Below are 22,547 nucleotides of genomic sequence, written 5' to 3' on the forward strand. Positions count from 1 at the left end.
GTGAGCTTGTCCGTGTATCGGCGGGGGTGTCCGTGCGCGCGTTATTGGGGGAGCCTTCGGCGGTTCGGGCCACGTACCCTCTTCTGTTGTGCCGAACGCCAACGAAGAAACCAGTGCCCTGAGCCAGGCGCAGGACCGCGCCGTGAGTGAACTGCTGCGGGTCGCCCCTGTCGCCGACGACCTCGCCCGCCGCTTCCAGGAGGCCGGGTTCTCACTCGCCCTGGTGGGCGGCTCGGTGCGGGACACGCTGCTCGGCCGTCTCGGCAACGATCTGGACTTCACGACCGACGCCCGCCCACAGGACGTACTGAAGATCATGCGCCCCTGGGCGGACGCCGTCTGGGACGTCGGGATCGCCTTCGGCACGGTCGGCGCACAGAAGGAAGCCCGTGTCGGGGACGCCGGCCGAAGCTTCCAGATCGAGGTGACCACCTATCGCTCGGAAGCGTACGACCGCACCTCGCGCAAGCCGGAGGTGTCGTACGGCGACTCCATCGAGGAGGACCTGGTCCGCCGTGACTTCACGGTGAACGCGATGGCCGTCGCGCTGCCGGAGAAGCGGTTCATCGATCCGCACGGTGGTCGCGCCGATCTGGCCGCGCGGGTGCTGCGCACCCCGGGTACGCCCGAGGAGTCCTTCTCGGATGATCCGCTGCGGATGATGCGGGCCGCCCGTTTCGCCGCCCAGCTCGACTTCGAGGTGGCACCCGAGGTCGTCACGGCGATGAAGGAGATGGCCGGACGCATCGAGATCGTCTCCGCCGAGCGCGTACGGGACGAGCTGAACAAGCTGATCCTCTCCACGCACCCGCGCAAGGGCCTGTCCCTGCTCGTGGACACCGGGATCGCCGAATGCGTGCTGCCCGAGCTGCCGGCCCTGCACCTGGAACGGGACGAGCACCACCGACACAAGGACGTCTACGACCACACGCTGATCGTCCTGGAGCAGGCGATGGCCCTGGAGGAGGACGGCCCCGACCTGACCCTTCGTCTGGCGGCCCTGCTGCACGACATCGGCAAGCCGCGCACGCGCCGCTTCGAGAAGGACGGCCGCGTCTCGTTCCACCACCACGAGGTGGTCGGGGCGAAGATGACCAAGAAGCGCATGACGGCGCTCAAGTACTCCAACGAGCTGGTGAAGGACGTCTCGCGTCTCGTCGAACTCCATCTGCGCTTCCACGGCTACGGCACGGGAGAGTGGACGGACTCCGCCGTGCGTCGCTATGTCCGTGACGCCGGACCGCTCCTCGGCCGGCTCCACAAGTTGACCCGTTCGGACTGCACGACCCGCAACAAGCGCAAGGCCTCGGCGCTCTCGCGTGCGTACGACGGCCTGGAGGAGCGGATCGCCCAGCTCCAGGAGCAGGAGGAGCTGGACGCCATCCGTCCGGACCTCGACGGCAACCAGATCATGGAGATCCTCGGCGTCAAGCCGGGCCCGGCTGTCGGTCAGGCGTACAAGCACCTGCTGGAGCTCCGTCTGGAGAACGGTCCGATGGAGTACGGCGCGGCGGTGGCGGCACTCAAGGAGTGGTGGGCCGGGCAGCAGGGCTGAGAGCGTGGAACGAGGTCATGTTTCACGTGAAACATGACCCCGCTGACATGACGAGGGCGGTGTTTCACGTGAAACACCGCCCTTCGAGTCTGCGTGGAAGTGTTACTTCACTTCCTTGAGGCAGAGGACCACGTTGTGGCTGCTGTCGCCCGTCTGGTAGTAGGAGATCGTCGCTTCCTTGACGGCCTCGCACTTCGAGTCGTCGCTGGTGTTGTCGAACTTCTCGACGACCTTGTACTGGGCATCGCTCGAAGAGCAGTCCACCGTCTTGAGGTCCGGGCTGATCTGCGTGCCCTCGTTGTGCATGCAGCTGCCCACGGACGTGGTCTCGGCGTCGCTCTGTCCGAAGAACCACTTGCCCACGCCGATGAGTACCGCGATGACGATGAAGCCGACGATGCGCAGCACCTTCTTGTTGAAGCGCCCGGAGGGGGCGGGCGGCGGGACCGGCGCACCCGGCGGGGGGAACCCGGGCTGGCCCGCCTGCTGCGGGAAGGTGGCCGGGCTCTGGGGCTGGCCGTGGGGCTGCTGCTGGCCCTGTGCGAATGGATTGCCCTGGGGCGGCGGAGTGGTCACTTGGGGTCCCCCTAGAACATGGGTGCGTGGCGCGAAAGACGCGTTGATAAGACGCACGTAAGCTACCGGCCCGCACTGACAACTCCGTAGCCCAATAAGGCTCTGTGGCGTTGATGTGACACTTACTGATGCTCAAAACGGGCCATAGTCACAGCTACTGCTCCGTAGATAACGGCGATCGTTACCACCAGCGGGACAGATCGGCCGTCCGGCGGGAGCATCAGGGCGGCCACTCCCGCGGCGCCGACGAAGGCCACGTTGAACAGGACGTCGTACACGGAGAAGATCCGGCCGCGGAAGTCGTCGTCGACACAGGCCTGGACGATGGTGTCCGTGGCGATCTTCGCGCCCTGGGTGGTCAGACCCAGGACGAACGCCCCGGCCAGCAGAGGGCCGGAGGCGAAGGGCAGACCGAGCAACGGCTCCAGCACGGCCGCCGCCGCGGCACACACCATGATCCAGCGGCCGGGGCCGAGCCGCCCCGCGGCCCAGGGCGTGAGGACGGCCGCGGCGAAGAAGCCGGCCCCGGACACGCCCAACACCAGCCCCAGCAGGGCGAGTCCCTCGTCGGTGGTCGACGTCAGGGCGTACCGGCAGAGCATCAGCAGCATGACGAGCATCGCGCCGTAGCAGAACCGCATGAGCGACATCGCCGTGAGCGCCCAGGCGGCCTCCCTGCGCCGGGGCGCGGCGAGGTGCCGTACGCCCGCCACCAGGTCACGAGCGGTTCCGGTGAGTGCCGTGGCCAGCCGGGGACGTACCAGCGCCCGGTCGGGACCGAGCAGTTCCTTCGCCATGCGCAGCGATGCCACGGCCGCGCACAGGTACAGCGCGGCGCCCACGAGCACCACGGCCGCGTCGGAGTCGGCGACGACCAGACGGACGACGAAGGCGAGACCGCCGCCCGCGGTCGCGGCGAGCGTCCCGGCGGTCGGGGACAGGGAGTTGGCGACGACCAGCCGCTCGCTGTCCACCACGCGCGGCAGTGCGGCGGACAGCCCGGCGAGGATGAAGCGGTTGACGCCGGTGACGCACAGGGCGGCGACGAAGAGGAGCCAGTCGGGCACCTGGACGAGGATCAGGAGAGCGGTCACCGAGGCCATCAGGGCGCGCAGCAGGTTGCCGTACAGGAAGACCTGGCGGCGGCGCCAGCGGTCCAGGAGGACTCCCGCGAAGGGGCCGACCACGGAGTACGGGAGGAGCAGGACCGCCATCGCGGAGGCGATCGCCGTGGCCGACGTCTGTTTCTCGGGGGAGAAGACCACGTAGGCGGCGAGCGCGACCTGGAAGACGCCGTCGGCGCCCTGGGAGAGCAGCCGGACGGCGAGCAGGCGCCTGAAGCCCTGGAGGCGCAGCAGGACGCGCAGGTCACGGACGACGGCCATGGGGCACAGCCTCACATACGGAGAGGGTCTCCGGGCCATGCGACCCGGAGACCCTCAACTGCCCACAGTGGGGAGGTCTTAGCGCTCGACCTCGCCCTGGATGAACTTCTCGACGTTCGCGCGGGCCTCGTCGTCGAAGTACTGCACCGGCGGGGACTTCATGAAGTACGAGGACGCCGAGAGGATCGGGCCGCCGATGCCCCGGTCCTTGGCGATCTTCGCGGCGCGCAGGGCGTCGATGATGACACCGGCGGAGTTCGGGGAGTCCCAGACCTCGAGCTTGTACTCCAGGTTCAGCGGGACGTCACCGAACGCGCGACCCTCCAGGCGGACGTAGGCCCACTTGCGGTCGTCCAGCCAGGCCACGTAGTCGGACGGGCCGATGTGGACGTTCTTCTCGCCGAGGTCCCGGTCGGGGATCTGCGAGGTGACGGCCTGCGTCTTGGAGATCTTCTTGGACTCGAGGCGGTCGCGCTCGAGCATGTTCTTGAAGTCCATGTTGCCGCCGACGTTCAGCTGCATCGTGCGGTCCAGGACGACACCGCGGTCCTCGAACAGCTTCGCCATCACGCGGTGCGTGATGGTGGCGCCGACCTGGGACTTGATGTCGTCACCGACGATCGGGACGCCCGCCTCGGTGAACTTGTCCGCCCACTCCTTGGTACCGGCGATGAAGACCGGGAGGGCGTTGACGAAGGCGACCTTGGCGTCGATGGCGCACTGGGCGTAGAACTTCGCCGCGTCCTCGGAACCGACGGGCAGGTAGCAGACGAGGACGTCGACCTGCTTGTCCTTGAGGACCTGGACGACGTCGACCGGGGCCTCGGCGGACTCCTCGATGGTCTCCCGGTAGTACTTGCCGAGACCGTCGAGGGTGTGGCCGCGCTGGACCTGGACGCCGCTGTTCGGCACGTCGCAGATCTTGATGGTGTTGTTCTCGGAGGCGCCGATGGCGTCCGCGAGGTCCAGGCCGACCTTCTTGGCGTCCACGTCGAAGGCGGCGACGAACTCGATGTCACGGACGTGGTAGTCGCCGAACTGGACGTGCATCAGGCCCGGGACCTTGGACGCCGGGTCGGCGTCCTTGTAGTACTCGACGCCCTGCACCAGCGATGCGGCGCAGTTGCCCACGCCGACGATGGCTACGCGAACCGAACCCATTCCGGTTGCTCCCTGTGTGTACGAGTGAGGCCCTTCAGCGGGTCTCACGTGGCGGTGTCGTCGGGCGTATCCGGCCGGGGGTCGTCCCCGGTCCGGGGCAGGCCGCCCGTCGCTCCAGATGTGGTGTCCTGCTGAGCGGGCGCCCCGGCGGCGGACCCCTTCAGGTCCCGCCCGGCCCGCTCGCTCTCGATGAGCTCGTTCAGCCAGCGCACTTCGCGCTCCACGGACTCCATCCCGTGGCGCTGGAGCTCGAGCGTGTAGTCGTCGAGGCGCTCCCGGGTCCGGGCCAGGGAGGCGCGCATCTTCTCGAGGCGCTCCTCCAGCCGGCTGCGGCGGCCCTCGAGCACGCGCATGCGCACGTCGCGCGACGTCTGCCCGAAGAAGGCGAACCGCGCGGCGAAGGTCTCGTCCTCGTACGCGTCCGGCCCCGTCTGGGAGAGCAGCTGCTCGAAGTGCTCCTTACCCTCCGCCGTCAACCGGTAGACGATCTTGGCGCGGCGCCCCGCGAGCGGAGCGGCGAGGGCGTCCTCGGTGGTGTTCCCCGGTTCCTCGATCAACCAGCCGTTGGCGAGCAGCGTCTTGAGGCAGGGGTAGAGCGTCCCGTAGCTGAACGCACGGAACACACCCAGTGACGTATTGAGTCGTTTGCGCAGCTCATAGCCGTGCATCGGAGATTCGCGGAGCAGGCCGAGTACGGCGAACTCGAGGATCCCGGAACGCCGGCTCATCGTCGCCTCCTCTCTGCCGCGGTCGTGCCGTGACGGGCTCGTGTGCGGCTCGTCGCCGCCTTTATGTCGAGCTGATGTATCGACTCGATACATCACGACGATAGAACGGCCTTCCGGATGCGACAAGGGGGAGAGAAGTGAACGGGATCACATCGCTGATTGATAGGGAGCAAGTTGCCTGATTTGAGGTGAACTTCTGTGCTCGGTGGGTTTTGGTGGTGCGTAGTCTGTGCGCCATGCACACCACCGGGAACCGAGTGACGCTTGGGGACGTCTTGCTCCCCGGTGCGGTACGGGTGAATGCGGGAAGCACCGCATCCGTACTTCGGGGGGACCGGAAACCAGCCGCCGTTTCCAGGCGCGCAAGGGTGCGCCTGCCCGAGGAGTAGTCGTTCGATGAGCGAGCACCGTCGCAAACCGCCGCAGCCGCAGGGAGGCGGACGTGCCGCGGCCCGACGCGGCCAGTCCGGCTCGTCCTCCGGCCGCCGCGCGGCACCGCGAGGCGCCACCGGGTCTCCGTCCGATTCCTATGGGTCGGGCTCCCATGGCCCGGGGGGTGAGGAGCATACGTACGGCAGCCGCGCCGAGGCGCGACGCGCGGCACAGAGAGGCGGGGGCCGCCGTGCCGGTGCCGCCGGCCCCGGCCGGGGCGGGGGGCGTTCGGCCCCTCCCGGAAAGAAACGGATCATCGACTATCCGCGCTTCGACAAGGACGGCTGGCGCCGCTGGACGCCGTCCTGGAAGCTCGTGTCCGGCCTGTGCATCGCGTTCTTCGGCAGCCTGGTCGCCGTGGCGGGGATCGGGTACGCGATGGTGAGCGTGCCCAGCGAGGAGAACGCCATGGCGTTGTCCGAGAACAACGTGTACTACTGGGCCGACGGTAGCCAGATGGTCGCCACCGGCAGTGGCCAGAACCGGCAGAACGTCACGATCGACCGCATCCCCGAGGCCATGCAGTGGGCGGTGATCTCGGCCGAGAACAAGAGCTTCTACGAGGACTCGGGCATCGACCCCATGGGCATCGCCCGGGCGCTCGGCAACATGGCCACGGGCGGTGACACCCAGGGTGGTTCGACGATCACCCAGCAGTTCGTGAAGAACACCTACCTGAGCCAGGACCAGACGATCTCCCGGAAGTTCAAGGAGATGTTCATCTCGATCAAGGTGGGCACGAAGCTCTCCAAGGCCGAGATCCTCCAGGGCTACCTGAACACCTCGTACTACGGTCGTGGCGCCTACGGCATCCAGGCCGCCGCCCAGACCTACTACGGCAAGGACGCGGTCGATCTCACGCCCAGCGAGTGCGCCTTCCTCGCCGCCCTGCTCAAGGGACCGACGTACTACGACCCCGCGGGCAACACGAACCTCGACTCCTCCGCCACCGCCGAGAAGAACCGTGAGCGGTCCGAGGAGCGCTGGGGCTGGATCCTCGAGCAGATGCACGCGGACGAGCACCTCTCGGACGCCAAGTACCAGGAGGCGACCAAGAAGTACCCCGAGCCCCAGGGCCGCAAGGCGGTCAAGGGCATGACCGGCCAGGTCAGCTATCTCGTCGACACGGCGAAGCGCTACGTCCTGAAGAACTCCGACGTCACGGAGGCGCAGTTCGACCAGGGCGGCTACCAGATCTACACGACCTTCGAGAAGGACAAGGTCGACGCACTGGCCAAGGCCGTGAAGAAGGTCGAGAAGGAGAAGATCGACCCGAAGAAGCGCGACGAGGACCAGCACGTCCAGTTCGGCGCGGCCTCGGTGAAGCCCAACGACGGCGCGATCGTCGCTCTCTACGGCGGTGCCGGCTTCGAGAACGGTCACTTCAACAACAACGCGGACACCTCGGGCGTCCCCGTCGGCTCGACGTGGAAGCCGTTCGTGCTGGCCGCCGCGATGGAGCACGGCACCTACAAGACGGACGGCATGGGCGTCTCGCCGCTCAGCAAGTACAACGGCGACGACCACCTGCAGATCAAGAACAACGACGGCTCCCTCGTCCTCAAGAAGGACAACACGCCCTTCTACCAGGAGAACGAGAGCGACTACCCGTGGGGTTACATCACCCTGCGCAAGGCGATGGAGCAGTCCGTCAACACCCCCTTCGTGCAGCTCGGCATGGACGTGGGGATGAAGAACGTGGCGGACGTCGCCGAGAAGTCCGGCATCCTGAAGGACAGCTTCGCCGACCTCAACGCGTCGTTCGCCCTGGGTACGTCGACCCCCAGTGCGATCCGGATGGCCGACTCCTACGCGACCTTCGCCGCATCCGGCAAGCAGGCCGACCCGTACTCGGTGACCGCCGTCAAGCACAAGGGGTCGGAACTGCCCGGCTTCGAGAAGCCGCGGGTCACGCAGGCGATGCCGGAGAACGTGGCGAACAACATCACCGACATCCTCGAGAACGTGATCGAGAACGGTACCGGTTACAAGGCGCAGGAGCTGGGGCGTGCAGCGGCCGGCAAGACGGGTACGACCGACAAGAACAAGTCCGCGTGGTGGGTCGGCTACACCCAGCAGCTCGCGACCTCGGTCGGGATGTTCCGCGAGGACCCCAAGGACCACAAGCTGCTCTCCATGAACGGCACGGCGGGTGAGGACTCCATCCACGGTGGTGACGTTCCCACGCAGATCTGGACCGAGTACATGAAGGTCGCGCTGAAGGGCGAGGACGACCCCGGATTCCCCAAGGCCGAGAAGATCGGCGAGGTCGCGGACGGGATCGGAGCGCCGTCTCCCACTCCGACCGCCACGGAGACCGAGGAAGAAGAGGAGAAGGAGACGCCGACGGCGCCTGTGTCGCCCACGCAGACCGAGGTCACACCGTCGCCGCCGGCCAACACCGCCACGTGCGGGCCGTTCGACTTCAACTGTGAAGGCGACGGTGAGGAGGAAACGGGCGGAACGGACAACGGTGGTACGGACAACGGCGGCACGGACGGAGGGGCGACCAGCTCGCCGGATCCCACGGCAAGCAGTGACACCGGAAGCAGCAGAGGCAACGGCAACGGAGGCAGTCTCTTTGGAGGCCCGGCCGGTTAGCCGGCCTATCGCCCGGCTTGGGTGTTTCACGTGAAACATGGGCCGCCGCACCTCCGGGTGCGGCGGCCCTCGGCGTATCCCCAGCCATGTACGGCAGGATGTGCGGCATGCCCAGTGGAGAATCGACGCAAGCGAGCGTCCACGAGCCGGAACCGGTGCGGCCGACCGAGGAGGACCGGGTCGCCGCGGCCGGCAGCGAGCTGATCGGCGGTCCGCTCGGACGGCGTGCTCTGACCGGGACCTCCTGGTGGACCCCGGTGCGAGTGATCGCGCTCGTGGCGATCGGCATGTTCGCCCTCGGCCTGGTGCAGAAGGCACCCTGCTACAACGGCGCCTGGTTCTTCGGCGCCAGCTCCCAGTACACGCATGCGTGTTACTCGGACATCCCGCACCTCTACCAGGGGCGCGGCTTCGCCGACGGGCTGGTGCCGTACTTCGACAGGCTTCCCGGGGACATGGAGTACCTCGAGTACCCGGTGCTGACCGGCCTGTTCATGGAGGTCGCCGCCTGGCTCACCCCCGGCAGCGGCAGCATCCAGGACCAGGAGCAGTGGTACTGGATGGTCAACGCCGGGATGCTCATGGCGTGCGCGGCCGTCATCGTCGTCTGCGTGACCCGTACGCACGCGCGGCGGCCCTGGGACGGCCTGCTGGTCGCCCTGGCACCGGCCTTCGCGCTGACCGCGACCATCAACTGGGACCTGCTGGCGATCGCTCTGACGGCCGCCGCGATGCTGATGTGGTCGCGGGGGCGCTCCCTCGCCTTCGGTGTCCTCCTCGGACTCGCCACGGCCGCCAAGCTCTACCCCGTGCTGCTCCTCGGGCCGCTGCTGGTGCTGTGCTGGCGTGCGGGACGATGGCGGGCGTACGGCACGGCCCTGGGCGGCGCGGCCGTCGCCTGGCTCGTCGTGAACGGGCCCGTGATGCTCTTCGCGTTCGACGGCTGGTCGAAGTTCTACACGTTCAGCCAGGAGCGAGGTGTCGACTTCGGTTCCTTCTGGCTGATCCTGGCGCAGAACTCGGACGACCCGCTGAGCACCGACACGGTCAACACGCTCGCCACGGCGCTGATGCTGCTGTGCTGCGTGGGCGTCGCGGCCCTCGTGCTCACGGCCCCCCGCCGGCCGCGTTTCGCCCAGCTCGCCTTCCTGATCGTCGCGGCGTTCATCCTCACCAACAAGGTCTACTCGCCGCAGTACGTCCTGTGGCTGGTGCCGCTGGCGGCCCTCGCCCGGCCGAAGTGGCGGGACTTCCTCGTCTGGCAGGCCTGTGAGGTGGCGTACTTCCTGGGCATCTGGATGTACCTCGCCTACACGACCAGTGGGGACGCCCACAAGGGACTGCCCACCGACGGCTACCACTGGGCGATCGGTGTGCATCTGCTGGGGACGCTCTACCTGTGTGCCATGGTCCTGCGCGACATCCTGATGCCGGAGCGGGACCCGGTGCGCCGGTCCGGTGACGACGACCCCTCGGGCGGGGTGCTGGACGGGGCCGAGGACGTGTTCGTGCTCGGGCCGGCGGCCCGTCCCGCTCGTCACGCGGCCCACTTCGAGGGGCCACCGGTCGAGTGGGGCAGGACGGAAACCACTGGCGGTTCGCTTTGAGCGAACAAACCGGAGGGTGACGCCCCCTCAGGACGTGAGAAAGGCCGTACACGGTTCTCCCGTGTACGGCCTTTCCCGCTGTCAGTGCGTGTACGGCCTTCTCGCTGTCAGCGGTCGACGAGCCGGTCGAACTGCGTGGTGGTGTGCCGCAGATGGGCCACCAGCTCCTCGCCCACCGTCGGTTCCGGCGCGTCCGCGGGCACGAACAGGATCGACACCTGCATGTGCGGCGGCTCGGCGAACCAGCGCTGCTTGCCGCCCCAGACGAACGGCGAGAGGTTGCGGTTGACCGTGGCGAGGCCGGCGCGGGCGACGCCCTTGGCCCGCGGCATGACCCCGTGCAGGGCCTTGGGGGCCTCCAGGCCCACTCCATGCGACGTACCGCCCGCCACGACCACCAGATAGCCGTCGGAGGCGGCCTTCTGCTGCCGGTAGCCGAACCGGTCGCCCTTGGCGACGCGCGTGACGTCCAGGACGGCGCCCCGGTACTCGGTGGCCTCGTGGTCCCCCAGCCAGAGCCGGGTGCCGATCCGGGCGCGGAAGCGGGTCTGCGGGAACTGCTGCTGCAGCCGGGCGAGGTCGTCGGCCTTGAGATGGCTCACGAACATGGTGTGCAGCGGGAGGCGGGCCGCCCGCAGGCGGTCCATCCAGCCGATGACCTCCTCGACGGCGTCCGAGCCGTCGGTGCGGTCCAGCGGCAGATGGATGGCGAAGCCCTCCAGCCGGACGTTCTCTATCGCGGAGTGCAGCTGGGGCAGGTCCTGCTCGCTGATTCCGTGCCGCTTCATCGAGGACATCACCTCGATGACCACCCGGGCGCCGACCAGGCCGTACACGCCGTCGACGGACGACACCGAGCGGATGACCCGGTCGGGCAGCGGCACCGGCTCCTCACCGCGCCGGTACGGCGTCAGCACCAGCAGGTCGCCGCCGAACCAGTCCTTGATCCGGGCGGCCTCGTACGTCGTGCCGACGGCGAGGACGTCCGAGCCCAGCCGGGTGGCCTCCTCGGCCAGCCGCTCGTGGCCGAAGCCGTAGCCGTTGCCCTTGCAGACCGGGACCAGCCCCGGGAACTGCTCCTGCACGTGCTTGTGATGCGCCCGCCAGCGCGCGGTGTCGACGTAGAGCGTGAGCGCCATGGCCGGACCTGGAACCTTTCTCGTGGCTGCGGTGTATCAGAGGTATGGGAGCGAATGGAGCCGCCGGAGCGGCGAAGCAGAGGTCAGCGGCGCGACATGTAGATGTCGAGCGCCTTGTGGAGCAGCTTGTTCAGCGGGAAGTCCCACTCGCCGAGGTACTCGGCGGCCTGGCCGCCGGTGCCCACCTTGAACTGGATCAGACCGAAGAGGTGGTCGGTCTCGTCCAGCGAGTCGGAGATGCCGCGCAGGTCGTAGACGGTCGCGCCGAGCGCGTAGGCGTCGCGCAGCATCCGCCACTGCATCGCGTTCGAGGGCCGGACCTCGCGGCCGATGTTGTCGGAGGCGCCGTAGGAGTACCAGACGTGCCCGCCGACGATCAGCATCGTCGCCGCGGACAGGTTCACGCCGTTGTGCCGGGCGAAGTACAGCCGCATGCGGTTGGGGTCCTCGGTGTTGAGGGCCGACCACATGCGCTGGAAGTACGACAGCGGGCGGGGCCGGAAGTGGTCGCGCACAGCCGTGATCTCGTACAGCCGCTGCCACTCGGGCAGATCGTTGTAACCGCCCTGGACGACCTCGACGCCGGCCTTCTCCGCCTTCTTGATGTTGCGGCGCCACAGCTGGTTGAAGTTCTTGTGGACATCTTCCAGGGCGCGGTTGGCCAGCGGCACCTGGTAGACGTAACGGGGCTGGACGTCCCCGAAGCCGGCGCCGCCGTCCTCGCCCTGCTGCCAGCCCATGCGGCGCAGCTTGTCGGCGACCTCGAAGGCGCGGGGCTCGATGAAGTCGGCCTCCAGGTCGCGCAGACGCTTCACGTCCTGGTCCTGGATGCCCTTCTTGATGGTCGAGGCCTCCCAGCGCCGGATGATCACCGGCGGACCCATCTTCACCGAGAACGCGCCCTGCTGCTTCAGGTGGGCGAGCATCGGCTCGATCCACTCCTGGAGATTCGGCGCGAACCAGTTGATGACCGGGCCCTCGGGCAGATAGGCGAGGTAGCGCTTGATCTTGGGAAGCTGCCGGTAGAGGACGAGACCGGCACCGACCAGCTCACCGGTCCGGTCGTCGAACCAGCCGAGGTTCTCCGAGCGCCATTCCGCCTTGACATCAGCCCAGGCCGGGACCTGCATGTGACTCGCCGACGGCAGGCTCTGGATGTAGGCCAGATGCTGCTCTCGGCTGATGGTCCTCAGGGTCAGGCTCATTCGGGGCGCTCCTCGGGCTGGTGTGTCCCCATGGGTTCAGGGGCTCCGGCTCTCGCGCGAAGCCTACTGCGCCTCGGGGGCGCCCCGGTTGGGCGCACGGGACCTTCGCCCCGGCCCGTCGCCGGCCGGGGCGTTCGACGATGTTCGAAAGAGGGGGTGTCCGACGTCAGTCGAAGAGACCGCCGAAGAGGCCCCCGTGCGCCATGCCCAGGAAGAACCCGACCGCCGCGGCACCCAGGCCCAGGACGAGGCCGAATCGCTCGCGGGTCGTCACCGAGATCCACTGGCCGTACGCGCCCGTGAGGATCCCCACCAGGCCGGTCCAGGAACTGAGCAGGTGCAGGTGGTGGAACATCGCCGTGATGAAGGACGTGATGCCCAGCACCAGGGTCACCGCCATGAGGGTGTCCTGGAGCGGGTGGGGTTTGCCGTCCGTGGCGAAAAGGCCTCCGGCGGTGTTGGGTCGCAATGCCTGTGCCATGGGGCACCTCCTGCGAAAGGCGGCGGATCGTAGCGCCGTACACACCCGATGTGTACAGATTGACTGTCCCCACGGCCGGATTTCAACCGGAAGCCGCTGTGCGGGTACTCTGTACCGTCCGCACCGGTCTCTGTCCGGACAGAGCCAGGCAAGCCGAGGAAGGGCCACGGTCCGCCCCGGCCGGCCTGGGAGATCGCCGCCCGACCTCGATTGTCAGTGGCGGCTGTTTTACTGACAGGCATCGTTGCGGCAACGCATCACGACCCTCCTGCCACGGAACGACCGTGGCCGCTGAGTCCAAAGGAGGTGGGTTCCACATGCGTCACTACGAGGTGATGGTCATCCTCGACCCCGACACCGAGGAGCGCGCTGTCTCCCCGCTGATCGAGAACTTCCTCTCTGTCGTCCGTGACGGCGGCGGAAAGGTCGAGAAGGTCGACACCTGGGGCCGTCGTCGTCTCTCGTACGAGATCAAGAAGAAGCCCGAGGGCATCTACTCGGTCATCGACCTGCAGGCCGAGCCTGCGGTCGTCAAGGAGCTCGACCGCCAGATGAACCTGAACGAGTCGGTCCTCCGGACCAAGGTCCTCCGCCCCGAGACCCACTGAGCTCTCCCGCTCAGTTGATCCCGGGACTCGAGTAGCAGCACAAGCAGCCAGCAGCAAACCCGCCGAGAGGTTCCCCATGGCAGGCGAGACCGTCATCACGGTCGTCGGCAATCTTGTCGACGACCCCGAGCTGCGCTTCACCCCGTCCGGTGCGGCCGTCGCGAAGTTCCGTGTCGCGTCGACCCCCCGCACCTTCGACCGCCAGACGAACGAGTGGAAGGACGGCGAGAGCCTGTTCCTGACCTGCTCGGTCTGGCGTCAGGCGGCGGAGAACGTCGCCGAGTCGCTCCAGCGAGGCATGCGCGTCATTGTGCAGGGCCGGCTGAAGCAGCGGTCCTACGAGGACCGTGAGGGCGTCAAGCGCACGGTCTACGAGCTGGACGTCGAGGAAGTCGGCGCCAGCCTGCGCAACGCCACGGCCAAGGTCACCAAGACCACCGGCCGCGGTGGTCAGCAGGGTGGTGGCGGCTACGGCGGCGGTGGCGGCCAGGGTGGCGGCGGCTGGGGCGGCGGCCCCGGCGGTGGCCAGCAGGGCGGCGGCCAGCAGGGCGGCGGCGCTCCCGCCGACGACCCGTGGGCGACCGGCGCTCCCGCCGGTGGCCAGCAGGGTGGTGGCGGCGGCTGGGGCGGTGGCTCCAGCGGCAGCGGCGGCGGCTACTCGGACGAGCCCCCCTTCTAGGCGGGCCGTACCCACACTTCTTGATCACACAGGAGAAACATCATGGCGAAGCCGCCTGTGCGCAAGCCTAAGAAGAAGGTCTGCGCATTCTGCAAGGACAAGGTCACGTACGTGGACTACAAGGACACGAACATGCTGCGGAAGTTCATTTCCGACCGCGGCAAGATCCGTGCCCGCCGCGTGACCGGCAACTGCACGCAGCACCAGCGTGACGTCGCCACGGCCGTCAAGAACAGCCGTGAGATGGCGCTGCTGCCCTACACCTCCACCGCGCGATAAGGGAAGGGTGACCGACTCATGAAGATCATCCTCACCCACGAGGTCTCCGGTCTCGGTGCCGCGGGCGACGTCGTCGACGTCAAGGACGGTTACGCTCGCAACTACCTGGTTCCGCGGAAGCTCGCGATCCGCTGGACCAAGGGCGGCGAGAAGGACGTCGAGCAGATCCGTCGTGCTCGCAAGATCCACGAGATCCAGACCATCGAGCAGGCCAACCAGGTGAAGGCCCAGCTCGAGGGCGTCAAGGTCCGCCTGGCCGTCCGCTCCGGCGACGCCGGTCGTCTCTTCGGTTCCGTCACCCCGGCCGACATCGCTTCGGCGATCAAGGCCGCCGGTGGTCCCGAGGTCGACAAGCGCCGCATCGAGCTGGGCTCGCCGATCAAGACGCTGGGCGCCCACGAGACGTCCGTGCGTCTGCACCCCGAGGTGGCCGCCAAGGTCGACATCGAGGTCGTCGCCGGCTGAGTGCCGCGCTCGCTGAAGCAGTGAGCATGGGGGCCGCACCCTTCGGGGTGCGGCCCCCATCGTCATGTTCCACGTGAAACGGTCAACGTGCGGCGCCCGTGACGATCCAGCGGCCGGACCGGGTGCGGAGCCACAGGGTCAGCATCCGCACGGTCATCATGAGCGTCATCGTGGCCCACAGTGCGGTGAGTCCGCCCCCGAGTGAGGGAACCAGCAGGGCGGCGGGAGTGAACACCGCGAGGGTCAGCAGCATCGCCCAGGCCAGGTACGGTCCGTCGCCCGCGCCCATCAGGACCCCGTCCAGGACGAAGACGACGCCGCAGATCGGCTGGGACAGCGCCACCAGCACCAGGGCGGGCAGCGCCGCGTCCGTGACCGTGGCATCGCTGGTGAACAGGGGCAGGAACACCGGCCGGGCGAGCACCACCAGGACACCGAGGACGACACCGACCGCGATACCCCACTCGACCATGCGGCGGCATGCCTCACGGGCACCCCGGTCGTCGCCGGCGCCCAGATAACGTCCGATGATGGCCTGCCCGGCGATGGCGATGGCGTCCAGCGCGAAGGCGAGCAGGCTCCACAGGGAGAGGATGATCTGGTGGGCCGCGATCTCGGAGTCACCGAGACGGGCGGCGACGGCTGTCGCGATCATCAGGATCGCCCGGAGCGAGAGGGTCCGGACCAGCAGGGGAACGCCCGCCCGGGCGGACGCCCTGATCCCGGCGGCGTCCGGGCGCAGCGACGCCCCGTGCCTGCGTGCTCCGCGCAGCACCACGGTCAGGTAGACCGCGGCCATGCCGCACTGCGCGATGACGGTGCCCCAGGCGGAGCCCGCGATGCCCAGGCCGGCGCCGTAGACCAGCGCGACATTGAGGACACCGTTGGCGGCGAAGCCGGCGATGGCGACGTAGAGCGGTGTCCTGGTGTTCTGCAGTCCGCGCAGGACACCGGTCGCGGCGAGCACGACCAGCATGGCCGGTATGCCGAGTGTGGAGATCCGCAGATAGGTGGTCGCGTGGGGAGCCGCCGTGTCGGAGGCGCCGAAGAGGTCCACGAGGGCGGGTGCCGTGGGCAGGACGACGGCCATGACGGTGGCGCCGAGGAGCAGGGCCAGCCAGATCCCGTCCATGCCCTGGCGGATGGCCGAGGGCAGGTCGCCGGCTCCGACGCGCCGGGCGACGGCGGCCGTGGTGGCGTAGGCCAGGAAGACGAAGACGCTCACGGCGGTCATCAGGAGGGCCGAGGCGACGCCGAGACCGGCGAGCTGTGCCGTGCCCAGATGGCCGACGACGGCGCTGTCCGCCATGACGAAGAGCGGCTCGGCGACGAGGGCGCCGAAGGCGGGGACTGCCAGCATGACGATTTCGCGGTCATGCCGCCGTCGAGCGGCTCCGGGCCGCGCGGGGGCCTGTGTCATGTGCACCAATCTAATCGTCCACAGGTAAGAGATGCAAAGCTCTGGAGACCCTTACTTTGTGGCTCCGGGTGTGGGCTTGGGTACATCGCATGAAGCGATCTTGATCCGACTGGGCAACTTTTTCTTCTGCACAGCCGGTGGATGATGAAAACGCAGGTCACAGCCTTGTGGATGTCAAAGGTTTGGGCTTGTTCACAGGGCTGTCCACCGGCTCGTGCACAGGTTTCGCGGAGTTCTCCACAGCATTGGGCCAGTCGTCCACAGGGCCTGTGGATAACCAGATTGGCTGACGGTGCCGACGGGCCTACGGTGGTCCGGCGCTCGCTCCGTCCACCGGTTTCAGAAACGCCACAAATCCGGCGCGCGACAACTGGAGTTGGGCCTCTTATTTGTCAGTGCCGTGCCGTAGAACAGAGAGGCACGGCGAGGTCCGTTCCGGCGGACGGGAGGAGGTGGCTCGGTGAGCATTTCCGAGCCCTTGGACGACCCGTGGGCCGAGAGCGGACCCAGTGATCGTCTGCCCGCCTCCCGTCGCCGTGAGGACCGGGGCAGGGGCCGCGACGAGCAGCACGACCGCGGCCGGGACAACGGCGCGTGGGACGGCGGAGGCTCCGCGTTCGAAAGGGTGCCGCCGCAGGACCTCGAGGCCGAGCAGTCCGTGCTGGGCGGCATGCTGCTGTCCAAGGACGCCATCGCCGACGTCGTCGAGATCCTCAAGGGCCACGACTTCTACAAGCCGGCCCACGAGACCATCTACACGGCCATCCTCGACGTCTATGCCAAGGGCGAGCCGGCCGACCCCATCACCATCGCCGCGGAGCTGACCAAGCGCGGTGAGATCAACAAGGTCGGCGGGGCCTCGTATCTGCACAACCTCGTCCAGACGGTCCCCACGGCGGCCAACGCGGCCTACTACGCGGAGATCGTGCACGAGCGCGCCGTGCTGCGCCGCCTGGTCGAGGCCGGCACGCGCATCACACAGATGGGATACGCGGCCGACGACGACGTCGACGAGATCGTCAACCGCGCGCAGGCGGAGATCTACGCGGTCACCGAGCAGCGCACCAGCGAGGACTACCTGCCGCTCGGCGACATCATGGAGGGCGCGCTCGACGAGATCGAGGCGATCGGATCGCGCAGTGGTGAGATGACCGGGGTGCCCACCGGGTTCACCGACTTCGACTCGCTCACCAACGGCCTGCACCCGGGGCAGATGATCGTCATCGCCGCGCGTCCCGCGATGGGCAAGTCGACGCTCGCCCTGGACTTCGCGCGGGCCGCGTCCATCAAGAACAACCTGCCGAGCGTCATCTTCTCGCTCGAGATGGGGCGCAACGAGATCGCGATGCGCCTGCTGTCCGCCGAGGCCCGCGTCGCCCTGCACCACATGCGCTCCGGCACGATGACCGACGAGGACTGGACGCGCCTGGCACGCCGGATGCCGGACGTCTCGGCGGCACCGCTCTACATCGACGACTCCCCGAACCTGTCGATGATGGAGATCCGCGCCAAGTGCCGTCGCCTCAAGCAGCGCAACGATCTGAAGCTGGTCGTCATCGACTACCTCCAGCTGATGCAGTCCGGCGGTTCCAAACGCTCCGAGAGCCGTCAGCAGGAGGTCTCGGACATGTCCCGTAACCTCAAGCTGCTCGCCAAGGAGCTGGAGATCCCGGTCATCGCGCTCTCCCAGCTCAACCGTGGCCCGGAACAGCGCACGGACAAGAAGCCGATGGTCTCCGACCTGCGTGAGTCCGGGTCCATCGAGCAGGACGCCGACATGGTCATCCTGCTGCACCGCGAGGACGCCTACGAGAAGGAGTCCCCACGTGCGGGTGAGGCGGACCTGATCGTGGCGAAGCACCGAAACGGTCCGACGGCCACGATCACGGTCGCCTTCCAGGGCCACTACTCGCGCTTCGTGGACATGGCGCAGACCTGACCCGTTCCTGCTGAACTGAGGGCATGACGACACCTCATCAGGAAGAACTGCTGCCCGGTACCCGGCGGGCGCTGCTGCACAGGATCGCCGTCGCCCAGAGCGAAGGACGCGCGCCGTCGCTCGTCGCGGCCGTGGTGCGGGACGGGAAGACCGTGTGGACGGGGGCGCGGACGTCGGTGGAAGGACACGCTCCGGACGAGCACGTGCAGTACCGGATCGGTTCGATCACCAAGATCTTCACGGCCGTTCTGGTGCTCCGGCTGCGCGACGAGGGAGCGCTCGGTCTCACCGACCCGCTGGAGAAGCACCTGCCCGGTACGGGCGTGGGTGACGTGACCATCGCCGAACTGCTCGCACACAGCGCCGGGTTGGCCGCCGAGACGCCCGGTCCCTGGTGGGAGCGGACCCCTGGTTCCCTGCGCCCCGGCCTCGCCGACGTGCTGGGCGAGCGTCCCCTGGTGCACCCCGCCGGTCGGCGGTTCCACTACTCGAACCCCGGATACGCGTTGCTCGGCGCCCTGGTCGAGAAGCTGCGCGGCACCCCGTGGGAGGAGGTGCTTAGGTGCGAAGTGCTCGTACCTCTGGGCCTGCGTCGCACGACCGTGCGCGCGGAAGCGCCGCACGCGGGTGGCTGGGCGGTGCATCCATGGGCCGACGTGATGCTGCCCGAACCCCTGGAGGACCTCGGGGTGATGGCGCCCGCCGGCCAGTTGTGGTCCACCGCGGCTGATCTGGCGCGCTTCGCCGCCTTCCTGGCCGAGGGCGACGAACGGGTGCTGAGCGCCGAGTCGTTGCGGGAGATGAGGACACCGGCCGCGCCGGTCGAGGCGGCGGACGTGGCGAGCGGCTACGCGTACTGCCTGGGCATGGAGATCCGTCACCAGCACGGACGTTCTCTCGTCGGGCACACGGGTTCGCTGCCGGGCTTCCTCGCCTGCCTCACGATCGGCGTGGCGGACGACGTGAGCGCGGTGGTCCTGGCCAACTGCACGTCCGGACCGGCGCCGTTCACGGTGGCCGCCGACCTCGTCCGGATCGTCGCCGAGGCGGAACCACGTATCCCGGCTCCCTGGCAGCCGTTGCGAGAGGTGGATCCGGCGGGACTGGAGCTGGTGGGGCAGTGGTACTGGGGGACGTCCGCGTTCGCGCTCCGGCTCTCGGCCGACGGTCTCGTCTCGTTGGAGCCGCTGTCCGGCAACGGCCGGCGCTCGCGTTTCCGTCCGGCGGAGGACGGCACCTGGGTGGGCCTGGAGGGCTACTACGCAGGAGAACTCCTGAAGCCCGTACGGCGGCCGGACGGCTCGCTGAGCCATCTCGACCTGGGGTCGTTCGTGTTCACGCGTCAACCGTACGACGAGGGGGCTCCTGTGCCGGGCGGAGTGGACCCGGCGGGATGGCGGGGTATCGGTTAGCGTCCAGGAGTGCGTGCGGGGTCCTGTTTCACGTGAAACAGGACCCCGGGCCTTTGGTCACAGCGGCAGTTTGAAGCCCACGTGGGAGGCCGTGAAGCCGAGTCGCTCGTAGAAGCGGTGGGCATCGGCCCGGGTGTTGTCGGAGGTCAGCTGGACCAGTTGGCAGCCCTCGCGGCGGGAGGTGTCGATAGCCCACTTGACGAGCCTGCTTCCCAGACCGCTGCCGCGTTCGTCGGCGTGGACGCGGACCGCTTCGATGATCGACCGGGTGGCGCCGCGGCGGGAGAGTCCGGGAACGACCGTGAGCTGAAGCGTGCCGACGACGCGGCCTTCACGGACCGCGACGACCAGGTGCTGGTTCGGGTCGGCGTCGAGCCGCTCCAGCGCGGTCAGGTACGGGCTGAGGTCGTCCGGTGACTCGCGCCGCGCGCCCAGGGGGTCGTCCGCGAGCATGCCGACGATGGCGGGGACGTCGTCGGCGACCGCGGCCCGTATCTCCAGATCATCCATGCCGGCACCCTACGCGGGCACCGGCGCCTTCAGTGTTTCCACGGCCCGGACCAGGGGAGCGAGGTCGGGGTTCTCCGCCGCCGCGTCGAGGGCCTCGCGCAGGGCCGTGTCGTTGGTCGGCCGCGCCTCGTCCAGCAACTTGAGGCCGGCCTCGGTGACGTTGGTGTAGATGCCCCGGCGGTCGGTGGGGCACAGGTAGCGCTCCAGCAGTCCGCGGTCCTCGAGACGGGTGACCAGGCGCGTGGTGGCGCTCTGGCTGAGCACGACCGCGTCGGCGACCTGCTTCATCTGCAGGTGGCCCCCGTCGCCGTCGTGCTGTCGGCTCAGTACGTCGAGCAGGGAGTACTCCCGCACGCTCAGATCGTGCCGGGCCTGAAGGGCGCGCTCGATGCGGGCCTCGATCCTCCCGTGCAGCAGGGAGAGTGCGCACCAGCCCTGAGCGAGGGCGGTGAGCGCGGGGTCCGTGGCTGTCATGGGCGTTTCCTCCGTCCAGGAGCTGCTGACACCAGGGTAGAGCAAGCCCGCAATATAAGGCGCTTGCAAATAGTAGGCGTCTGCAACTATTGTCGGAGCACGCAAAGCGCTCCTGCAATCGTCTGGGAAGGTCTGTCCCCCATGCCTCTCGCGCTTCTGGCCCTCGCGATCGGGGCCTTCGGAATCGGAACCACGGAGTTCGTGATCATGGGCTTGCTGCCCGAGGTCGCGGGTGACTTCGGTGTCTCCATCCCCACCGCCGGCTATCTGGTGACCGGCTACGCGCTGGGCGTCATGCTCGGCGCCCCGCTGATGACCGTGCTCGGCACCAGGATCTCCCGCAAGCGGATGCTGATGCTGCTGATGGGACTGTTCATCGCCGGGAACCTGCTGTCCGCGCTGGCCCCGTCCTTCGGCCTCATGCTGACCGGGCGGGTGGTCGCCTCACTGGCCCACGGCGCCTTCTTCGGTATCGGCTCGGTGGTCGCGGCCGACCTGGTCGCCCCGGACAAGAAGGCCGGAGCCATCGCCCTGATGTTCACCGGACTGACCGTCGCCAATGTCGTCGGTGTTCCGCTGGGCACGCTCGTAGGCCAGTCCATCGGCTGGCGGGTCACCTTCGGCATCGTCGCCGCCCTCGGCGTCGTCGGCCTGGCCGGCATCGCCGGGCTGGTTCCCGACATGCCCAAGGCCGAGGGCGTGCGACTGCGGCACGAACTGGCCGCCCTGAAGAACGTCCAGATCCTGCTCGCCATGGCGATGACCGTCCTCGGATTCGGTGGCGTTTTCGCGGCCGTCACCTATATCGCGCCGATGATGACGCACGTCACCGGCTTCGCCGACGGCTCCGTGACCTGGCTGCTGGTCCTCTTCGGCCTCGGCATGGTCGGCGGCAATCTCATCGGCGGCAGGTACGCGGACCGCGCCCTGATGCCCATGCTGTACCTCTCCCTGGGCGCCCTCGCCGTCGTCCTCGCGCTTTTCACCCTGACCGCGCACAACAAGATCGCCGCCGCCGTCACCATCGCCCTCATCGGCGCCCTGGGATTCGCCACGGTGCCGCCCCTGCAGAAGCGGGTCCTCGACCAGGCGCACGGCGCCCCCACCCTGGCCTCGGCGCTGAACATCGGCGCCTTCAACCTCGGCAACGCGCTGTCCGCCTGGCTCGGCGGCCTCGTGATCGGGTCCGGCCTCGGCTACACCGCACCCAACTGGGTCGGTGCCGTTCTCGCCGCGAGTGCCCTGGTGCTGGCGTTCGTCTCGGCCGCTCTCGAGCGCCGCGACATCCCGCCCGCCACCGTGCTCGCCGGCCCGGTGACCACCGAGCGGCGGACCGCTGTCCCCCACTGACCCACAGGACCGGCAGGTACGGGGCCAGGGCCGTTCCCGCATCCGCCGACTCCTCACTCCGGCACTACCGGCATCACCCGCACCACAAGGAGAACCACCTCATGAGCACCACCACCGCCGTCGCCCCGCTCACCACCGCGGATGCCGAATCCCTGGTCGTCGCCGCACGTCAGGCCGCCGAGGCGGCCGGTGTGACGGTCAGCGTCACCGTCCTCGACGCGGGCGGGCACCTGCTCGCCTTCCGCCGGGACGACCGCGCCGTGCTGATCTCCGGGGAGACCAGCACCCGCAAGGCGTACACCGCGCTCCAACTGAACGCGCCGACCGCCGACCTCGTGGACGCCGTGCAGCCCGGAGGTCTCTTCCACACCCTGCCCACCGCACTCGACCGGCCGCTGCTGTTCATCGCAGGGGGTGTGCCCGTCCGGCGCGACGGCCGGCTGATCGGCGCGATCGGTGTCGGTGGTGGCGCCCCGGAGCAGGACCATGCCTTCGCCACGGCCGCCGTGGCGGCCCTCATCTGACGATGATGCCCACCGCA

At 68.5% G+C, this 22,547-nt stretch carries 21 protein-coding genes; 11 read left to right on the plus strand and 10 right to left on the minus strand.

Annotated features, from left to right (window positions below):
- Window positions 1-88 precede the first annotated feature (88 nt).
- On the plus strand, window positions 89-1,555 hold the full coding sequence (locus ACIA6T_RS11175) for a CCA tRNA nucleotidyltransferase (protein ID WP_399446268.1): 1,467 nt from the start codon (window positions 89-91) through the stop codon (window positions 1,553-1,555).
- Window positions 1,556-1,657: 102 nt separating this feature from the next.
- Here the strand turns inward: ACIA6T_RS11175 and ACIA6T_RS11180 are convergent, their stop codons facing one another.
- The 4 genes from ACIA6T_RS11180 to ACIA6T_RS11195 all read right to left on the minus strand — a co-directional run bounded on the left by ACIA6T_RS11180 (window position 1,658) and on the right by ACIA6T_RS11195 (window position 5,405).
- Complete coding sequence (locus tag ACIA6T_RS11180; protein WP_399446269.1) at window positions 1,658-2,131, minus strand: hypothetical protein; 474 nt, start codon at window positions 2,129-2,131, stop codon at window positions 1,658-1,660.
- A gap of 122 nt (window positions 2,132-2,253) precedes the next feature.
- Window positions 2,254-3,516 (minus strand): MFS transporter, encoded by a 1,263-nt coding sequence (locus ACIA6T_RS11185; protein ID WP_399446270.1) that lies wholly within the window; start codon window positions 3,514-3,516, stop codon window positions 2,254-2,256.
- Window positions 3,517-3,594: 78 nt separating this feature from the next.
- A complete protein-coding gene (locus tag ACIA6T_RS11190) occupies window positions 3,595-4,677 on the minus strand; it encodes an inositol-3-phosphate synthase (protein ID WP_073933338.1) in 1,083 nt (360 codons plus the stop codon).
- Window positions 4,678-4,721: 44 nt separating this feature from the next.
- Window positions 4,722-5,405 (minus strand): PadR family transcriptional regulator, encoded by a 684-nt coding sequence (locus ACIA6T_RS11195; protein ID WP_399446271.1) that lies wholly within the window; start codon window positions 5,403-5,405, stop codon window positions 4,722-4,724.
- 396 nt (window positions 5,406-5,801) lie between these two features.
- Here ACIA6T_RS11195 and ACIA6T_RS11200 point away from each other — a divergent pair, with 396 nt between their 5' ends.
- Together ACIA6T_RS11200 and ACIA6T_RS11205 are read left to right on the plus strand one after the other, a co-directional pair.
- Complete coding sequence (locus tag ACIA6T_RS11200; RefSeq protein WP_399446272.1) at window positions 5,802-8,438, plus strand: transglycosylase domain-containing protein; 2,637 nt, start codon at window positions 5,802-5,804, stop codon at window positions 8,436-8,438.
- A 98-nt stretch (window positions 8,439-8,536) separates the two neighbouring features.
- Window positions 8,537-10,045, plus strand: coding sequence for a glycosyltransferase family 87 protein (locus tag ACIA6T_RS11205; RefSeq protein WP_399446418.1), 1,509 nt, complete (start codon window positions 8,537-8,539; stop codon window positions 10,043-10,045).
- Between the two features lie 107 nt (window positions 10,046-10,152).
- Here the strand turns inward: ACIA6T_RS11205 and ACIA6T_RS11210 are convergent, their stop codons facing one another.
- The 3 genes from ACIA6T_RS11210 to ACIA6T_RS11220 form a co-directional block, all read right to left on the minus strand.
- The gene (locus tag ACIA6T_RS11210) at window positions 10,153-11,184 is read right to left on the minus strand and encodes an alanine racemase (RefSeq protein WP_030857077.1); all 1,032 of its coding nucleotides are present in this window, start codon (window positions 11,182-11,184) and stop codon (window positions 10,153-10,155) included.
- A gap of 83 nt (window positions 11,185-11,267) precedes the next feature.
- Window positions 11,268-12,389 (minus strand): peptidoglycan bridge formation glycyltransferase FemX, encoded by a 1,122-nt coding sequence (gene femX / locus ACIA6T_RS11215; RefSeq protein ID WP_344569790.1) that lies wholly within the window; start codon window positions 12,387-12,389, stop codon window positions 11,268-11,270.
- Window positions 12,390-12,555: 166 nt separating this feature from the next.
- The gene (locus ACIA6T_RS11220) at window positions 12,556-12,870 is read right to left on the minus strand and encodes a hypothetical protein (RefSeq protein WP_383454996.1); all 315 of its coding nucleotides are present in this window, start codon (window positions 12,868-12,870) and stop codon (window positions 12,556-12,558) included.
- A gap of 317 nt (window positions 12,871-13,187) precedes the next feature.
- On the opposite strand from ACIA6T_RS11220, the gene rpsF reads away from it, so the two are divergent.
- The 4 genes from rpsF (at window position 13,188) to rplI (ending at window position 14,901) form a co-directional block, all read left to right on the plus strand.
- The gene (gene rpsF / locus ACIA6T_RS11225; RefSeq protein ID WP_004929252.1) at window positions 13,188-13,478 is read left to right on the plus strand and encodes a 30S ribosomal protein S6; all 291 of its coding nucleotides are present in this window, start codon (window positions 13,188-13,190) and stop codon (window positions 13,476-13,478) included.
- A gap of 76 nt (window positions 13,479-13,554) precedes the next feature.
- Window positions 13,555-14,157, plus strand: a complete 603-nt coding sequence (locus tag ACIA6T_RS11230; protein WP_399446273.1) for a single-stranded DNA-binding protein — start codon at window positions 13,555-13,557, stop codon at window positions 14,155-14,157.
- A gap of 42 nt (window positions 14,158-14,199) precedes the next feature.
- Complete coding sequence (rpsR, locus tag ACIA6T_RS11235) at window positions 14,200-14,436, plus strand: 30S ribosomal protein S18 (RefSeq protein ID WP_003949403.1); 237 nt, start codon at window positions 14,200-14,202, stop codon at window positions 14,434-14,436.
- An 18-nt stretch (window positions 14,437-14,454) separates the two neighbouring features.
- Window positions 14,455-14,901 carry a 50S ribosomal protein L9 gene (gene rplI, locus ACIA6T_RS11240; protein WP_030820148.1) on the plus strand — a complete coding sequence of 149 codons (447 nt, stop codon included), beginning with the start codon at window positions 14,455-14,457 and terminating at the stop codon, window positions 14,899-14,901.
- 82 nt (window positions 14,902-14,983) lie between these two features.
- On the opposite strand, the gene ACIA6T_RS11245 is transcribed toward rplI, so the two are convergent.
- Complete coding sequence (locus tag ACIA6T_RS11245; RefSeq protein ID WP_399446274.1) at window positions 14,984-16,321, minus strand: MATE family efflux transporter; 1,338 nt, start codon at window positions 16,319-16,321, stop codon at window positions 14,984-14,986.
- A 460-nt stretch (window positions 16,322-16,781) separates the two neighbouring features.
- Here ACIA6T_RS11245 and dnaB point away from each other — a divergent pair, with 460 nt between their 5' ends.
- Complete coding sequence (gene dnaB, locus ACIA6T_RS11250; protein ID WP_073933344.1) at window positions 16,782-18,260, plus strand: replicative DNA helicase; 1,479 nt, start codon at window positions 16,782-16,784, stop codon at window positions 18,258-18,260.
- A 23-nt stretch (window positions 18,261-18,283) separates the two neighbouring features.
- Window positions 18,284-19,672: a serine hydrolase domain-containing protein gene (locus ACIA6T_RS11255; protein WP_399446275.1), complete on the plus strand. Its 1,389-nt coding sequence runs from the start codon at window positions 18,284-18,286 to the stop codon at window positions 19,670-19,672.
- Window positions 19,673-19,729: 57 nt separating this feature from the next.
- Here the strand turns inward: ACIA6T_RS11255 and ACIA6T_RS11260 are convergent, their stop codons facing one another.
- Together ACIA6T_RS11260 and ACIA6T_RS11265 are read right to left on the minus strand one after the other, a co-directional pair.
- Entirely contained in the window at window positions 19,730-20,182 is a 453-nt protein-coding gene (locus ACIA6T_RS11260; protein ID WP_399446276.1) for a GNAT family N-acetyltransferase, read from the minus strand.
- 9 nt (window positions 20,183-20,191) lie between these two features.
- Window positions 20,192-20,656: a MarR family winged helix-turn-helix transcriptional regulator gene (locus ACIA6T_RS11265; RefSeq protein ID WP_399446277.1), complete on the minus strand. Its 465-nt coding sequence runs from the start codon at window positions 20,654-20,656 to the stop codon at window positions 20,192-20,194.
- A gap of 141 nt (window positions 20,657-20,797) precedes the next feature.
- Between ACIA6T_RS11265 and ACIA6T_RS11270 the strand changes: the two genes are divergently transcribed.
- Window positions 20,798-22,006, plus strand: a complete 1,209-nt coding sequence (locus ACIA6T_RS11270; protein ID WP_399446278.1) for an MFS transporter — start codon at window positions 20,798-20,800, stop codon at window positions 22,004-22,006.
- A 101-nt stretch (window positions 22,007-22,107) separates the two neighbouring features.
- Window positions 22,108-22,530 (plus strand): heme-binding protein, encoded by a 423-nt coding sequence (locus ACIA6T_RS11275; RefSeq protein WP_399446279.1) that lies wholly within the window; start codon window positions 22,108-22,110, stop codon window positions 22,528-22,530.
- The last annotated feature ends 17 nt before the right edge of the window (window positions 22,531-22,547 follow it).

Source organism: Streptomyces sp. NPDC051740 (assembly GCF_044453165.1).
Taxonomy (GTDB): Bacteria; Actinomycetota; Actinomycetes; order Streptomycetales; family Streptomycetaceae; genus Streptomyces; species Streptomyces atrovirens.

Coding starts and splice junctions, on each gene's coding strand:
- ACIA6T_RS11200 (WP_399446272.1), top strand. CDS start 5,802: ATGAGCGAGCACCGTCGCAAACCGCCGCAGCCGCAGGGAGGCGGACGT.
- ACIA6T_RS11270 (WP_399446278.1), top strand. CDS start 20,798: ATGCCTCTCGCGCTTCTGGCCCTCGCGATCGGGGCCTTCGGAATCGGA.
- ACIA6T_RS11190 (WP_073933338.1), bottom strand. CDS start 4,677: ATGGGTTCGGTTCGCGTAGCCATCGTCGGCGTGGGCAACTGCGCCGCA.
- rpsF (WP_004929252.1), top strand. CDS start 13,188: ATGCGTCACTACGAGGTGATGGTCATCCTCGACCCCGACACCGAGGAG.
- ACIA6T_RS11185 (WP_399446270.1), bottom strand. CDS start 3,516: ATGGCCGTCGTCCGTGACCTGCGCGTCCTGCTGCGCCTCCAGGGCTTC.
- ACIA6T_RS11205 (WP_399446418.1), top strand. CDS start 8,537: ATGTGCGGCATGCCCAGTGGAGAATCGACGCAAGCGAGCGTCCACGAG.
- ACIA6T_RS11255 (WP_399446275.1), top strand. CDS start 18,284: ATGACGACACCTCATCAGGAAGAACTGCTGCCCGGTACCCGGCGGGCG.
- ACIA6T_RS11275 (WP_399446279.1), top strand. CDS start 22,108: ATGAGCACCACCACCGCCGTCGCCCCGCTCACCACCGCGGATGCCGAA.
- ACIA6T_RS11230 (WP_399446273.1), top strand. CDS start 13,555: ATGGCAGGCGAGACCGTCATCACGGTCGTCGGCAATCTTGTCGACGAC.
- ACIA6T_RS11220 (WP_383454996.1), bottom strand. CDS start 12,870: ATGGCACAGGCATTGCGACCCAACACCGCCGGAGGCCTTTTCGCCACG.
- ACIA6T_RS11265 (WP_399446277.1), bottom strand. CDS start 20,656: ATGACAGCCACGGACCCCGCGCTCACCGCCCTCGCTCAGGGCTGGTGC.
- ACIA6T_RS11260 (WP_399446276.1), bottom strand. CDS start 20,182: ATGGATGATCTGGAGATACGGGCCGCGGTCGCCGACGACGTCCCCGCC.
- femX (WP_344569790.1), bottom strand. CDS start 12,389: ATGAGCCTGACCCTGAGGACCATCAGCCGAGAGCAGCATCTGGCCTAC.
- rplI (WP_030820148.1), top strand. CDS start 14,455: ATGAAGATCATCCTCACCCACGAGGTCTCCGGTCTCGGTGCCGCGGGC.
- ACIA6T_RS11195 (WP_399446271.1), bottom strand. CDS start 5,405: ATGAGCCGGCGTTCCGGGATCCTCGAGTTCGCCGTACTCGGCCTGCTC.
- ACIA6T_RS11210 (WP_030857077.1), bottom strand. CDS start 11,184: ATGGCGCTCACGCTCTACGTCGACACCGCGCGCTGGCGGGCGCATCAC.
- ACIA6T_RS11245 (WP_399446274.1), bottom strand. CDS start 16,321: ATGACACAGGCCCCCGCGCGGCCCGGAGCCGCTCGACGGCGGCATGAC.
- rpsR (WP_003949403.1), top strand. CDS start 14,200: ATGGCGAAGCCGCCTGTGCGCAAGCCTAAGAAGAAGGTCTGCGCATTC.